Source organism: Acidobacteriota bacterium (assembly GCA_040754075.1).
Classification (GTDB): Bacteria; Acidobacteriota; Blastocatellia; order UBA7656; family UBA7656; genus JBFMDH01.
The window spans coordinates 1-16,373 of the sequence record JBFMDH010000007.1; the positions used below are offsets into that span (position 1 = coordinate 1).

Below are 16,373 nucleotides of genomic sequence, written 5' to 3' on the forward strand. Positions count from 1 at the left end.
GCCCGTTCTGCTCACTGACGCTCAAGCGATTGCCCGCCGCGCCAAGCGTGTAGGCATACGAAGCCAATGTCGTCGTGGCTTTCGTCACCCTCACATCGGTCAAGCGATTCAAGCTGTTGTAGGTGTAGCTGTGCGTGACTTGATTGGGCGTGGTGAATGAAGCGAGGTTGCCCACCGCGTCATAGGACAGGCTACTGGAGCCGGTTGCAGGGCGTGTGCCTTTGGCATTGTCGGTGACGCCGCTCAAGCGATTCAAGGCATCATACGAGTAATTGACGCTCGCCCCGTTCCCGTTCAACGAGCGCATGGTCAACAGATTCGAGGCGTTGTCGTAGGTGTAAGTCAGCGTCCCCTGCGGCGTCTGCTTGCCGATTAAGCGATGCCGCGTGTCGTAGCCATAGGTGGTCGTGCCACTCGCATCCGTCATCGTCAACCGCTGCCCCAAAGCGTTGTAGGTGAAGGTGACTTGCGGCTCGCTCAAACTCGCGTCGGGGGTCTTCGTGAGCAAGCGGTTCATCGTGTCATAGGCATAAGTCGTCGTCTTACCTTTGAAGTCCGTCCGACTCGTGAGATTGCCGACGCTGTTGTAGCTGTAGCTCTCCACTTGTCCCAGCGGCAGTGTCCTCTTGAGGCGGCGACCGAGTTTGTCGTACTCGAATCGCGTCACGCGACTCAAGGCGTCGGTCTGCGACACCTGATTGCCAAGCTCGTCATAAGCGTAACGGGTCACTTGATTCAACGCATCGGTCACGCTCACAAGTCTCCCCAAAGCATCGTAAGCGAACTGCGTCGTCTTCCCTGCCTGATCGGTCTTGCTGATGTTTCTGCCGAGCGCATCATAAGCCACCTGGTCGAAGGTCGAGTCGGCATAAATCGTTTTCACCCGCCGATTCAAAGCATCGTACTCAAACGTCGTCACCTGATTGCGGGCATCGGTCATCGTCGCTTGATTGCCCACCGCATCGTAAGTGAACTGCGTCATGTTGCCCAAGGCGTCGGTGATCTTCGCTCGTCTCCCCGAACAACCACAGTTCGGGTCGTACTCATAGGTCGTCGCGTGATTCAAGGCGTCGGTGTTTGAAACGACTCGCCCAATCGCATCATACGCGGTCTGCGTAAACGAGCCATCCGCGTAGGTCGTCTTGGTCAGTCTCCCCAACGCATCATAAGTGAAAGCCGTGATGCTGCCGAGCCGGTCTTTGCTGGTCAACCTTCTGCCTTCCGCATCATAAGTCGCTTCGTCAAACGTGCCATCGGCATAGGTCGTCTTCACCAGCCTGCCCATCGCGTCATACTCATAACTCGTCTGCCGGTTCAACGGGTCAAAGGTCGCCGCCTGTTGCCCTATCGAGTTGTAACTCACCCGCGTCGAAGTGCCATCCGCATAGGTCGTCTTGGTCAAGCGACTGAGTTTGTCATACTCATAGCTCGTCGTCAGCGTCTCACTCGTCCCACTTGCCAGCGTCCGCGTCGTCGTCTGGGTCAGGCGGTTGTGGTTGGCGTCATAGGTAAACGTCGTGACATGGTTGTGTGCGTCGGTCTCTTGCAAAAGATTGCCGTCGCTGCTGTAGAAATAATTCGTGACTTGCCCCGCCGCATCGGTCATCGTCTGTGGCAAGCCTTGCGCGTTATACGCATAACTGGTCGTGTGCGTGAGGGCATCCGTGGTTGACGTCAGATTGCCCTGCCCATTGTAAACATTGCTCGTGGTGTTGCCGCGCGCGTCTCTCACCGTGAGCACTTGATTGCGCGTGTTGTAGGTGTAAGTCGTGACGTTGTTCAACGGGTCGGTCACCGTCAACACATTGTCGTTGCCGTCATAGGTGTAACTCGTGGTCTTGCCGATGGCGTTGGTCTCGCTGAGTTTCCGGTCTCTCGCGTCATAAGTGTACGACGTCGCGTTGCCCAACGCATCGGTCATCCGCGTGACGTTGCCGCTCAGGTCATATTCATAAAGCGTCTGATTGCCCAGGCGGTCGCTGATCGTTTCGTGCTGCGTGGCGAGGTCGTGGCTGTAGAGTATCTCTTTGCCGAACGCATCGGTGTGTTTGATGAGCCGCCCATTGGCATCATAATCGTTGCGAATCGGTTGAATGCCACGTGGGTCAGCAATCGCGAGCAACCCGTGCGTCGCGTTGTAGGTAAACGTCGTGGTGTTATTCTCGCGGTCTGTAAACGACAGCAAATCGCCATTGGCATCATACCCATAGGTCATCGCATTGCCCAGCGGGTCAGTAATCTGCGTGATGCGTCCCTCAGCGTCTCGCGTAAAACTAATGCTCTTGCCCGATGAATGAATGATGCCGTTTGCATTAATCGTCAGCGTGTTGCCGTTGAGGTCGCTCATCGACCGCAACCCCACGCCTTGTTCGATGACCAGTTTCATCCCTTCGGCTAAGGTCAATTCAAAGACTCGCGGATTATAAAGTCCGTTCGTCGTCACCAGATTGACGCTGCCTTCCGAGGGACCGTCAACCAACACATCGCCGCCGCCGACCGCTGTGAGCGTCGCCCCGGCTGTGCCTGCCGTTCCCGGCACCGCTTGATAAGTTATCGTCGAAGCCGTGAGCGGCGCGACATTCTGGCATTGCGGCGCGGGGACAGCCGCGAATTTATACACCCGCCCGTCGCCGAAAGTGATGGTGATGAGGTGTTGCCGCGATGGCTCCAGGCAGTATTTCGGTATCAAACCCGGCGTCAACGTCTGCTGCCAGAATCGCCCGATGGGCGCGCTCTTTTCCAGGCGCACATTTTTGATGCCGAGTTGCCAACCCACCCCGAAATCGCCCGTGCGTTTATCTCTTGAGTCATACGAACGAATGATTTCCATCGGCAGTCCGGCGACCGGCACATTCAAATCCGAGAATGCCAGGGTGAAATTGCCGACCTTCATCTGCCCGCTGACAATCACGGCGATGGTCTGCGAAGCCGTCAGTCCGCTGCCATTCGTCGATGACAATCGCAAAGCGTAAATGCCATTCAACAGCAACGTCGTATCCAGTTGGGCAAGCGCGGCATTGGTAACCGCCCCGCTGCCACTCGCCAGCGTCGTCCAGCTTTGCGTCAAGGTGTCATCGCCGCCCAGCGCATATTCCAACTTCCAGTTGCCATCCGACACCGTGCAATTGATTGCCGTCGGCGCTTTGATTTCCGCGCCATCCGCAGGCGAATTGATAGCGACGGTCGGCGGCGGAATGGTTGGGTCAACGACCGTGACTTGCACATCATCGCTAGCTGACAACACGCCATCGCTTGCCGTCAGCCTCAGCACATAAACCCCTGCCGCCGTGAAACTGGCTATGGTCGCCGCTTCTGTGGCATTCGTGAATGTCACCGTGCCCGCGCCTGACACTTGACTCCATTGCACAGACACACTGCTCCCCACTGGTAAACCGTCGTCGCTCGTCGTGCCCTGTAGATTTACCGAATTGGTTGGCAAGTTGATCGTCTGGTCTTGTCCGGCATTCACCTGCGGCGCTTGATTTGCGCCTGTCACCGTAATCACCACTTCATCAAACGCTGACAATGCGCTATCCGTCGCCGTGAGCCGCAAGACATAGACACCGGCTTGCGAAAAACTCGCCGTCGTGGTCAGGCTGCCGGCGCTGCTGAATGTGACGGTGCCGATGCCGCTGGTTTTCGTCCAATTCACGGACACACTGCTGCCCGCTGGCAATCCGTCATCGGTTGCCGTTCCCGCCAGTGTCACCGTATCGGTCGGTAAACTGATCGTTTGGTCTGCGCCTGCGTTCACTTCCGGCGCTTGGTTTGCAGCGATGACCGTGACCTGTACATCATCGCTAGCTGACAACACGCCATCGCTTGCCGTCAGCCTCAGCACATAAACCCCTGCCGCCGTGAAACTGGCTATGGTCGCCGCTTCTGTGGCATTCGTGAATGTCACCGTGCCCGCGCCTGACACTTGACTCCATTGCACGGACACACTGCTCCCCACTGGTAAACCGTCATCCGTGACCGTCCCTTGCAAGGTCGCTGCATTCGGCAGATTGACCGATATATCCGCGCCCGCGTTCACTTGCGGCGCTTGATTTGGATTATTGACGGTGATTTGAATATCGTCGCTCGCTTCCAAATCGCCATCCGTTGCTGTAAGCCTCAATACGTAAATGCCTGCCGCGCTGAACGTCGCAGTCGTGTTCGCTTGCGTAGCGTCTGTGAATGTCACATCGCCCGCGCCTGATACTTTGCGCCAGCGCACAGACACACTGCTCCCCACAGGCAAGCCGTCATCCGTTGCCGCGCCCGTCAAAGTCGCTGTGTTAGTCGGCAGTTGAACCGTTTGGTCTGCGCCCGCGTTCACAATTGGCGCAACATTGGCGGCGGTCACCGTGATGCTGACCTCGCTTGTGGATGATAATTGCGAATCCGTCGCCGTGAGTCTGAGCACATAACTGCCTGCCGCGCTGAACACCGCAGTCGTCTGCGCTGCGTTCACGTTGGCAAACGTCACCGTGCCCGCGCCGCTCACCAAACTCCAGGTTGTCATAAGTCCGCCGCCCGTTGGCAATCCATCATCCGCCGCCGCGCCGTTCAAGGTCGCCGCCGCGTTGGTTACGGCTCTGAGCGATAGCCCGTCAAAATAAGCGTCGTTGGTCGCGCCGCTCTGCCGCGTGGCAATCAGGCGCACGCGAATCCAACCTGTGCCAACCGGCGCAACTCTGCGGTCTGTCACCTCTCCCCAATCGTTGGCAATCGGTTGCGGGTTGATGGTCGCTGTGAATAGCGTCGTCGTGTTGGTTGCATCACGATATTCGATAATCACGCGAGGCTCATCCGTAGGATTCTCATCGGCGTTACGCGCGAAGCCTTTGAACTCGAACTCCTGCGCGCCTGCCGCTATGCTTGCCGCAAATGGCGAGACGTTGACATCTTGTATCAGTTCTGCCGAAACCGCATTGCCCGCGTAAAAATAGGTCAAGCCATGTTGTGCTTCGGGCAAACCGTTGGTTCCGGCAGTCGCTTGCGTCCAACTGCCCGAAATCGCGTTCCAATTCGGGATTTCATTATTTACCAAAGGCGCTTCGCCGCTGGCGTTTTGCAATAGATTCACCGCAAGCGAAAGCGTTTGCGCAGCTCCCGAATCAACCGTGGGCGGTTGATTGACCGGCGCGGGGTTGACAGTGATCTCGACATCATCGCTGGTTGATAATTGCGTGTCGCTCGCCGTAAGCCTCAGCACATAAACGCCCGCCGCCGTGAAACTGGCTGTGGTAGCCGCTTGCATGGCATTGGCGAAATTGACATCGCCCGCGCCCGTGACGACGCTCCACTGATAAATCAAACTGCTGCCGATTGGCAAACCATCGTCGGTCGCAGTTCCCTGCAAATCTGCTGTCGCAGGCAAGGTAATGGTCTGGTCTTGCCCTGCCGAAACCTGTGGCGCTTGATTGGGCGGTAACCAGGTGCGACTGGCAGTTGCCGAATAGTTCTGCACCGCCGCAGTAATGAGGTCAGAGCCAGCCGTTGTTCCCGTATAACAGAACTGCGCCTGCCCTTGCGCATTGGTGGTGGCGCTGGCGCTCAGCGAATTGACGCCGCTCACCGTAAAATTAACCGTTACCCTTGAGACCGGGTTATTGCTGGCATCGCGCACCGTCGCTATCACACAGGTTTGCGTATTGACCGCTAAACTTTCGCTCGCCGGTTGCAATTCAACCGTTACCGTCGAAATCACTGAGGCGACACACATTCCCGCCGGATGTGAATAGGCATCGGTTTGCGCAAAACCATAAACTGTTGCGCCGAATTCAACCGGCGCGACAAGGCTGTGCGCCGGTTGCGACACCGTAATCGTCGCTCCTGAATAACCCGTGTTGCCGATGGCTGTGAAATTGGCTGAGGCAATCGGCGAACCATCCAGAATGATTTGCCCGACAGCCGAAGTCGGCACCACCAGGTTCACATAATTGGTTGTCGTATTGCTGCCGAGTTGTTGCCCCTTGAAGGTATAACGCTTCAACCAATGGGTCGCCGGGATCAACAGCGTCATACTCGGATCGCTGTTGATCACCAAATCAAAGGTATAACTGTTTGAATATTGCGCAACCAGTATGGGCTTGTCTGCGAAGATGCGCGCCGCGCCGTTAATTATCTGTTCATGCAATTGTCCGCTATTGAGGGTCGTCGCATAGTTGCCATTGATATAAACCCGCGTGTTGTTTTCGGCGGCAAGGAAACGGAAAGTGTCGCCGCCGGTGCGCGTAGCGAGCGGTTGCGAGAAAAATTCATTTCCCCACGCAGCCAAAGGCGGCATCTGCTCAACAATATGATTGGCAAACTGAATATTGGTCGGGATGTTCGCGCCTGTATGCCCCGAAAAAACCGCGATGGGTTGCGTAGCCGTGATGCGCGTGCCGCTCAGATCGCCGGTTGACAATGCGCTAAGCTTCAACTGATAGGTCTGCCCTTGATTGAGGGTGATGGTGTAAGGCGTGCCCACCGCGTGTGTGCCGACGGTTGCCGCAGGCGTGATGGTGACTTGCGTTTGATTGACCGTAGCCGCAATAGCAAAGAGCGAGCCGTTGAGCCCCCCGACGTTTTTATAACCCAGCGTCAAATAATTTGTCCCCAACGTCGCTGTCGGCAATGCCAGATAGCCATCGGTCGTGAATTGAGCGGGGCTGAAAGCATAAACTGAGACCGGCGCTTGCGTCGTGATATGTATCGCTTTGTTTTCGATTTGCTCGGACACATAAAGCGGCGCGGTGTTGGGCAAGGTAATTTGTGTGACGCCATTGGCAGCTACCGTGAAGTTTTGCGAAAAGCCTATCTCGGAAAGTGTAAGGGTGCCTGAGGTGGCGTTCTCTGCTGCAATGAAAATTTGTGGCGAAACTGCACCCACCGCATTTTCCGGGATAGCAATCCAGAAATCCGTGCCGCGACTATCGCCCGTACAACGTCGCGCGCCGGGTTGCGGCGGAATGACAGTGATGCCGCCGCCGCCTGCCAGGTAAAGGTCGTCGCCGCCAAAATCTACTGAGGCGACGCTGACATCAATGCCCGGCGCATATGGCAAAATTGCTTGTGCATAACCGTCTGCCGTGGATGTTGCAGTTGCGCTACTTCCACCCATGCCAAATGTAACCGATTTGCCAGCGAGCGGTTGTCCGGCAAAATCATCTGTCAATTTCGCTCGCAACACGATGCTCGTCTCATTGGTTTGGGAGGTAAAATCAACAAAGCGAGTTGGGCGTTTATTCACAATGAAATTGATGCTGGCGTTTGCCGCGCCGCCGTCTTTGTCGGTCACGGTGAGCGTCGCTGTATAAGCGCCCGGAAGCGCATAGGCGTGCGAGGCAATGCCGTTCGAGTTGGTGCAATTGCTGATTTGGGTGGTTTGTCCGTCACCGAAATCCCAACCGCAAACGAGCGATGTTCTATCCACCGGACTGGGGTCTGAAATACTCGGCGTCCGTGTCCACGCTTGTCCCCACACCAAAGTCGTGGCTCCCGTGCTCAAACTCACTGACGGGTTGAGATTGACTGCCTGAATAGGTTTAGTTGCGGTGAAATTGATATTGATCGGGTCGCCGAAGGTAAGCCTTACGGTGTATAGCCCGTTGTCATGATAGTTGTGGATGGTTTGAATGAAACTGCCGGTTTGATTGTCGCCGAAATCCCAATTGCGTAACACCTTCGTTCCCATGCGATAGGAGGAAATGTCTTGGAAATTGGCAAACATAATCTCTTCCCAGGGCTTGAGCGGCGAGATTGTAAAGTCTGCCTGCAAGGTATTGAAGGCGTAATAAGGGATTTGTGTAGAATGCGTCAGACCATTGTTATCTGTGACCGTAAGCCTCACGGTGTATGCGCCCGGCGTTGCAAACGTGTGAACCGGGTCGCGCTCGGCGCTGGTTTGCCCGTCGCCGAAATCCCAGTTGTAGGCAACAATCTGTCCGTCTGCGTCGGTTGATTGGTCGATGAAACGGGCAATCGTGCCACCGGTATTGACCGCATAAACCTGAAAATTCCTAAGCCCCATCTGCGATAAGTTGCCGTAATTGTTTTTCAACAGCAATCGAACAAACCGGGCTTGCGTTGGCGCGAAGGTGAAAAATTGCAACTCGTTGCGGTTTTGCAGGACGCCGGAAAAGATGGTGGTAAACGAGGCGTCTGCCGCATCGGTCGTTGATACCTGTATCTCGAAATCTTTCGGCGAGGTCAACAGATTCGGGTCTGCGGCGGATGAAAATCCCGGTTGCAAAGCGATTTGATTGATCGTCCACAAATCGGCGTTCGGCAAGATGAGTTTCAACCATTGATTGGTTATTTGTCCGGTCGGGGTTTCCCATGCCGTGCCGGACGTGTCTATGTCAAGCGGGTTGTCCGCTCCGAATTGGGTTGACGATTGGCTGGAAAACCCGTAAAGCCCTGCGCCTTCCAAGGGCGCTGCCAATACTTCTAAATTTTTAGTGATGATGAATGAAGGGTGATAACCGTTGCGCCAGAAAAACTGCACATATTTGGCATCAAGAAGACCAGAGAACAAAAATTCCTGGGTAACCCCGGCGCTGGTCGCTGTCCCCGTATAGACGGTGGTAAATGCCGCATCATCATCGGTCGTCGTTGAAACCCGTATCTCAAAATCTTTGACCCCGGCTCCGGTATTCGGAAGGATGCGGACGCCGTAAATTTTTCGCGCCGATTCGCTCTCCAATCGTATTTTGATCCATTGATTAGTCACTTGATTCGTGGCGGTTGTCCACTGACTATTCACTTCCGAATCAATCGCCAGTTCGGGAATATTGACTATCGAATTGAAACTCGATGCGCCAACCACTGCGGCATGGTTTCCCGTAGCGCCATCGTTTTCCGTAATCACATCGAAAAGGTCTGTGCCGATGACCGCATTTCCGCCGTGATTGTTGAGCGCGATATATTTGACATACTTTGCCTGAATCGTCCCACCGGGAAAGAGAAAGGTTTGCGGATTGGTATCGGTCGTCACACTCGCAGTCAAAACTCTGTTGAAAGCCAGTGTATCTGTCGTGGTATTGGATACCCAAACTTCAAAATCCCTCACCGCCCAGGAGGTGTTGCCATCAACCCAGGGAGCAATCTTAACGCCCTTGAGCGCGTAACTCATTGCGCCTGCCAGTTGAATGGTGACGAATTGATTGCTATTTCCGCCGCTGATCCAACCGCCATAGTTATAATCAAGCATTTGATTAACCGTGTTACTGTTGCCGTCTCTCTGGCTGCTGAAATCAAGGACGACAGCGCCGTTAGCGATTAAAGCCGGTGAGCCGTTACGCGCTGCATTCGGTTGTCCGGGTAACGAGATGATGCTATCGGCGCTTCCCAGGCTGATCATTTGGAATCTGGCAAGCTGAACGTTCGATGTCGAACCGTAGTTGTTTTTCGCAACCAACTTCACATAACGCGCCCGCACAGCCCCGCCCGGAAATACGAATTGTTGCAGGGTGACGTTGAGTTGCATTGTGCCGCTTAACACGGTTGTGAAAGCTGCGGCGTCTGTTGTGGTGGTTGAAATTTGTATATCAAAATCTTTGAGCGATAGGGTGCTGCCACCTGAACTCGAAGATTGCAGGCGCACGCGATCAATGAAATATTCACTTACTCCGGTTAGCTCGAAAAGAATGAACTGGTTGGTCACCTGTTGATTGGCAGAGCGCCAGATCGTCGTCTGTTGCTCGTCCAATAAATTTTCCGGGCGGAAACTCTCATCGGCATAGCTCGAATAGCCCACAACTGTGGCTGACAACGGCTTCCACGCGCTCGGGACCGAGAAACTCGCCGTCGGAGGAAGATTTGCGGGATTGACCGTAACCACCACATCATCACTTGCCGATAATTGTGAATCGCTTGCTGTCAGCCGCAAAACATAAATGCCGGATTGACTGAAACCGGCGGTTGTCACTAATGCGCCAGAGTTGGTAAAGGTGACCTCGCCTGCGCCCGATACTTTACTCCACTCATAAGTCAACGAACTGCCCGACGGCAAGCCATCATCGGTTGCCGTGCCATTCAAGCTCACATTACCCGGAAGCGTAATCGTCTGGTCAGCGCCGGCGCTGACCTGTGGCGGCTGGTTTGCGGGAATCACCGTGATGGTCACATCATCACTCGCTGAAAGTTCCGAATCCGTTGCCGTCAGTCTCAATACATAAACCCCTGCCGCCGTGAAACTGGCTATGGTCGCCGCTTCTGTGGCATTCGTAAAAGTGACATCGCCCGCGCCCGTGACGACGCTCCATTGCATGGACACACTGCTCCCCGCAGGCAAGCCGTCATCAGTTGCTGAACCATTTAATAAAGCGGCATTGGGCAAGGTGACGGTTTGATCCGCGCCTGCCGAAACTTGTGGCGGTTGATTCTGCGGATTGACCGTAACCGTCAGTTCATCAGTACCGACCAAATCGCCATCGCTAACGGTAAGTCTCAGCGTATAAGTTCCGGCTGCGCTGAAAGTCGCGGAGGTTGACAAGGCATTGGCGTCGGCAAAACTTACGTCGCCCGCGCCACTCACTTTGCTCCACAGGGTTGTCAAGGCGCTGCCCGGTGGCAATCCCTCATCAGAAGCTATGCCGCTGAGGTTTACGCTGGCTGTCGGCAAGGTAATCGTCTGGTCTGCGCCTGCATTCACCGTCGGCGGTTGATTGAGCGCCTGAACGATGACCGTCACCTCATCATTGGCGGTTAATTGCGAATCCGTTGCCGTCAGTCGCAAAACATAAGTACCCGCGTCCGTAAACGTCGCTTGCGTTATCGCGGCGTTCTGCGCTGTGAAGGTAACGGTGCCGGGACCACTCACCTGGCTCCACGATAAAGTCAATGAACTTCCAAATGGCAAGCCATCATCGGTGGCTGCGCCGATGAGTTTAACTACCGCCGTATTCGGAATCGCCTGCAAGGATAAACCGTCAAAGAAAGCGTCATTGCTCGTTCCGGTGTTGCGCGTTGCAATTAACCGAACCCTGATCCAACTTGTGCCTGCCGGTACAGTTTGAAGATTTGAGACCAATGCCCATTCCGTTGATGAAGTGAATTGTCCCGAATCGAATGTGGCAAGCGTTTGCTCGTTTGCGCCATCGCGATATTCGACAACGATCCGCGCGCTGTCAGGCGATGCCTCATCAAGTGAACGTACATATCCCTTGAAACTGAATTGCTGATTGCCCGATGCGATGGTTGCGGCGAAGGCGGAAATATCTACATCCTGGCGCAACTCGGCTTCCGCATCGTCACCAGCATAAAAATAGGTTGCGCCTTGAAATTGCTGAGGAAAGCCGTTGGTTCCGGCTGTCGCCTGCGTCCAGTTATTGCCAAGGGCTTTTGTCCAACCTTCAACCTCACCGTTTATTAGGGGCTTTTCATTGCCGGGGTTTTGCAACAGATTGAGGCTGATTACCTGATCTGCGCCGGCAGAGACCTGCGGTGGTTGATTCTGCGGAATGACCGTAATGGTTATTTCATCGGAACTGGTCAGTTCAGTATCGCTCACGCTCAGTCGTACTACATAAACCCCCGCCACACTGAATGACACAGTTGTTACAAGCGCATTAGGATTGGCGAAAGTGACATCTCCTGCGCCTGAGACTTTGCTCCAGGTTGTCGTCAATGTACTGCCTGATGGCAAACCGTCATCGGTTGCCGTACCGTTAAGCGTGGCTGAGTTTGGCAAGGTGATGGTTTGTGCTTGCCCGGCAGAGACTTGAGGCGCTTGGTTCTGCGGAATGACATTGATCGTTACTTCATCGCTGGTGGTTAATTCACTATCGCTTGCCGTAAGCCGTAAGACATATGTACCGGCTGCGTTGAAACTCGCAGCGGTTACCAGAGCATTGGCATTGGCGAATGTGACATCGCCAGCACCACTAACCTTGCTCCAAACTGTATTCAGGGAACTGCCTGTTGGTAAGCCATCGTCCGTCGCAATGCCGTTTAAAGTCACGCCGCTTGGCAGGGTGATGGTCTGGTCGGTTCCGGCATTGACGACCGGCGGTTGATTCTGGGGATGGACAGTGATTTGCACATCGTCACTGGTAGAGAGCGCGCCATCCGTTGCAGTGAGTCTCAAGACATAGACCCCGGCAGTCGTGAAACTGGCTGTGGTAGCCAGTTGCGTGGCATTGGCAAAGCTCACCTCACCGCTGCCGGTTAATTTGCTCCATTGGTAGGTCAACGGGCTTCCCGTTGGCAATCCGTCATCACTGGCGCTGCCGGTTAAAGAAGCTGCATTGGGCAAGGTGATAATTAAATCCGCGCCGGCATTCACCTCAGGTGCCTGATTTTGGGGAATGACGGTTACGGTTATCTCATCGTAGCTGGTCGACACCGTATCACTTGCCGTCAGCCGTAACACATATGTCCCTGCAATGCTAAAGGTCGCCGTGGTGGTTAATGCACTCGCATCGGCGAAAGTCACCTCTCCTGGACCACTCACTTTGCTCCAGGAATAGGTGAGTTGACTATTGGGCAAGCCATCATCGGTAACTGCGCCGCTGAGGTTTGCTGTGCCTCCAAATCCGATGCTCTGGTCGCTGCCCGCATCAACCGCAGGCGACTGATTCCCGACCCTCACTTTCAAGGTTCCGTTCAGGGTTAAACGATCACAGTAAAGCGCGCCGTCAAGCGTGCTGCCGCCATCGATTTTCACCAACGTCGTGGGAGCGAGAACCAATCCATGCAGTGTCGCGTTGCCGCTCAGTTTCAATCCCGGTGTGGTGCTGTTGAGTGGGGTTTGCACCGCAAGTTTTAGTAACAACCAGTCCGCATGCGTGCCTTCACCAACCAGTGATAAACCGGATAGGTTTACCCCATTTGCCACCGTCAGGATGACCGGGCCCGCAAGCCGCAAGGTGCTTGAGCCGCTGAGCGTCAGTTCCTGCAGGTTATAAACGCTCGTGGAATTGGCTACCCCTAAAACGAAACTGGTCTGTCCGCTGCCGGTAAAATTGCCATAGGTTCCCGGCGGTACGCTCACCGAACCTGCCTGTCCCGACAACGTCAAATTGCGCAAGGTTGAAAAATCTCCGACGCTTTGTCCCTGCTGGGTTAAGGAAACATCTCGCGTGCCCGCAGGCGCAGGCGGCAAGGCAATCGGTTGAAGCTCGAAAGGATTCGTCCGGGTAATCAGATTGCGCAGACTGGCATTGCCTTTGATCGTTACCGTGTAGTTGTTGGGTTGCTGATCGCCGCTGCCTTCCAGCACCCCTGCGAATGTTGGTTGCCCATTGATCTGCACATTGGGGCTGCCGGGAACCAGCAGGTCTTGGGTAATCACCGAAGAACCATCCAGAGTAACATTTTCACCTGAAAGCTGTTGGGCTGAACCTTCGATTCTTCCGCTGTTAAGATTCAACACCCGTTTGATAACTGCCGTAGGCGTATTCAACACAAAAGGAGTAAAGGCTAATCTCGGAAGCAGGGATGGCGTAGAAGCCGACTTCATCGGCAACTGGTTTGCAGTCGTAGCGTTGGTGGCGACAGTCGAACGCTTCGAGGGTAATTTAACGGCACTAACCGGAGCAGCAAAAAATACCGGAGGCGTGGCGGACAGCAATATGGTCGGTAGCAATATAATGGCAACCAATCTTTTTAACTTAGAGCTGATAGCGTAAGGATTGCTGGAAAAAAGTGTGCAGATTAGCGTCTCATATTTATGGATTGTCATTTTCAAATTTTCATCCCCATTCCCTGATGAAATGATCACGGAAGCGTTATCAATATCTTGATGGTTGCCTTCTGAAAATAGGCATTAAAAGTTATATGTGCTGTAGAATCGTGGGCGGTCTTGCAGGAAGTCCCGATTTGATTACAGGGCACACTTCACCTAAAACCAGATATTCAGAAAGCCCTACCCCCCTGATGACTAGATAAAGGTGTACCGATGACGCCTGAAACGTGTTGCTCATCGGTTTGAGTTTTTGGAACGCAGACTCAATAAAAGTTTCTTTATTTCACACACGCTATCTCAGCACGGTCGTCACTATAAACGGATAGCGGTAAATCGTGTTTTTCGGTTAAGAGAAATTTTGATTTTGATCTTTTAAGAATCAGGTATCGAAATCCCATTCAGTTTTTCTTGCAACCTATTTATTCAGTTTTTGAAACTTGATTAAGCGGACGCAGTTATAACGCTTTCATTCAACGAGTGTCAAGAAGTTTAATCCGTAATTAATGAGTAATCGCAAACAAACACCAAAAAAGACGGGGAAAATGCCCGGTTTTGAATCTGAAACCAAGCGATAGCTCAGCTAAATTTTATTTAGGTTCAACAACCTTGAAATCAAAGTGGGATTATTTTCAAGAAGCTCACTATTCGGTTAATGACACGCCTTACCGAATCAGCTTTGAAGCAAATGACCCGGTAAGGCGGCTACTCAACTTTGTTCAGGCAAAATATCCCCCGGCTCGTCCTGGGGTGAGTCTGCTATTTTCTTTTCACATCAATTAATTTCAGGCAAAAAAATGTGTGCCGGGTTAATTTTGCGGAGGCTTCTTTTCTTCTTTCTTTTTATCGCCGCCGCCGAATATTTTCTTGAAGAATCCGCCGATGCCGCCTTTCTTCTTCTCTTCCTTTTTCTCTTCTTTCTTTTCAGGCTCTTTGGCTACTGTGGTCGTGGGTTCCTGTTTGGGCTGTTGAGTTGTAGTTGCAGGCTGTTGCTGTGGTTGCGTCGTGGGCTGCGCCGGTTCCTCTGTTTTGGCTTCATCAGTTCCTTCGGCAGGCTGCTCGGTCTTATCGGCTTTTTTCTGTTTAGCCTGTTTGCTTGAATTGCTGTTGGCGTTTTCTTCGCCTTCTAATGTGCCATCGGAGTTTGTCGGCGTTTGATTTTCAACCTCAGTGTTGGTCGGGGGTTGTTCCGAATTTGCAGGTTCGCCCACGGTTTCGGTCGGCGCTTGTTCAACCGCTGGCGATTGCGGCGTTGCATTATTTCTCTTGAGAAAAAATGCTGCGGAGGCGCCAACCAGCGCCAATATAATAACGCCGACTCCGGCAAACATTTTCCAGTTCGATTTACTTCCGGTTGCCGCCGTCACATTCGCAGCGACGGCTTGCGGCTCGACCGCTTGAAATTTTTGTACCGCTTGATTCTCAAGCGGTTTTGCGGGCGGGTTAAAACTGACAACCTGAGTCGCAGGAGGCGCAAGGTTTGCCTCAACCTTTCCTCCGAAAACCTGCGTGGCAGGCAACGCCTCTTTTTCACCGGGGGCGTTGGCAACGCCGAGCACTCGCGTCGTCTCAACCTCACCGGTTGGCGGCTGGATTGCGGGGGTTTGTAACGCCCGGTCAACCCGCGTTTCCATCGAAGGGGTTCGCGAATCCGCAACTTTTTCTCCGGTGTTGGGAGGAATCGCAGCGGCGCGGTCGGCGGAAAGTTTTGCTGCCCGTTCATCAGTGGTGACGATTCTGGTTGCCGGCGCTGCGTAATTTCCGGTTGATGCGGTGCCGAACTGGCTGGTGCTGGCGACTAAAGTTCTTAATAAAACGGCGCGGAATTCGCCTGCGGTCTGATAGCGGGCATCACGCTTTTTCGCCAGCGCCCGCATAATCGCCTGTTCGATTTGCGGTGGAATATTTGCCGAATGGGTGGTCGGCGGCGGCGGCGCTTCTTCAACTTGAAAGCGCATCAGTTCATATTCGCTGGTGCTTTCAAACGGCAACCGTCCGGTGAGCATTTCATAGAGCAACATGCCCAGACTGTAAATATCGGAACGCGCATCGGTCTCCTCGCCTTTAATCTGTTCGGGCGACATATACTCGATGGTGCCAACGACATTGCCCTGCCGGGTGAGACGCGCCGAACCAAGCATTCGCGCAATCCCGAAATCCATCACCTTTACCGAACCGGTTTCCAAAACCATGACGTTTGCGGGTTTGATGTCGCGATGAACGATGCCCTGTTTATGGGCGTGGTCGATGCCTTCGAGCGCCTGACAAAAAAGCGGAATGGCGCGTTCATACGAAATCGCTCCGAAATTTCGGATGATGGCTTCAAGGGTGTTGCCGCGCACATATTCCATCACCATAAAATAATCGTCGCCGTGACGCAGAAAACTATAAAGGGTCGCAATGTTCGGATGGTTGAGTTTGGCAAGGGTAACGGCTTCCGAGCGGAAACGTTCGACAACATCGGGTTGGCGAGCCAGTTCCGGGCGCAACATTTTTATCGCGACTTCGCGTTCCAGCATTTCATCCAGCCCACGAAAAACCGCCCCCATTCCACCTTCCCCGATTTTGTCGGTAATTTTGTAATTTCCAAGAACTGTGCCAATCATTTCATTGCCTCCGAACTGAATAAAAAAATGCGCCGGTCAAATTTATTAAGCGCAAACCAATGGGTGAATCGCTCATTGAGGATTATATAACGCTCAGGCTAAACAGATAG

Annotated in this window: 2 protein-coding genes; both read right to left on the bottom strand. The window is 53.7% G+C overall.

Going from position 1 to position 16,373, the window contains the following annotated elements; all coding sequences use genetic code 11:
• Positions 1-13,561, bottom strand: a 13,561-nt coding sequence (locus AB1757_09535; GenBank protein ID MEW6127269.1) for a PKD domain-containing protein, incomplete at its 3' end; no start/stop codon positions are given.
• A 905-nt stretch (positions 13,562-14,466) separates the two neighbouring features.
• Positions 14,467-16,263: a serine/threonine-protein kinase gene (locus AB1757_09540; GenBank protein MEW6127270.1), complete on the bottom strand. Its 1,797-nt coding sequence runs from the start codon at positions 16,261-16,263 to the stop codon at positions 14,467-14,469.
• Between the last annotated feature and the right edge of the window lie 110 nt (positions 16,264-16,373).

What these genes read in the sequence shown, in the direction of transcription:
- AB1757_09540 (MEW6127270.1), bottom strand. Translation starts at nt 16,263, where the DNA reads ATGATTGGCACAGTTCTTGGAAATTACAAAATTACCGACAAAATCGGG.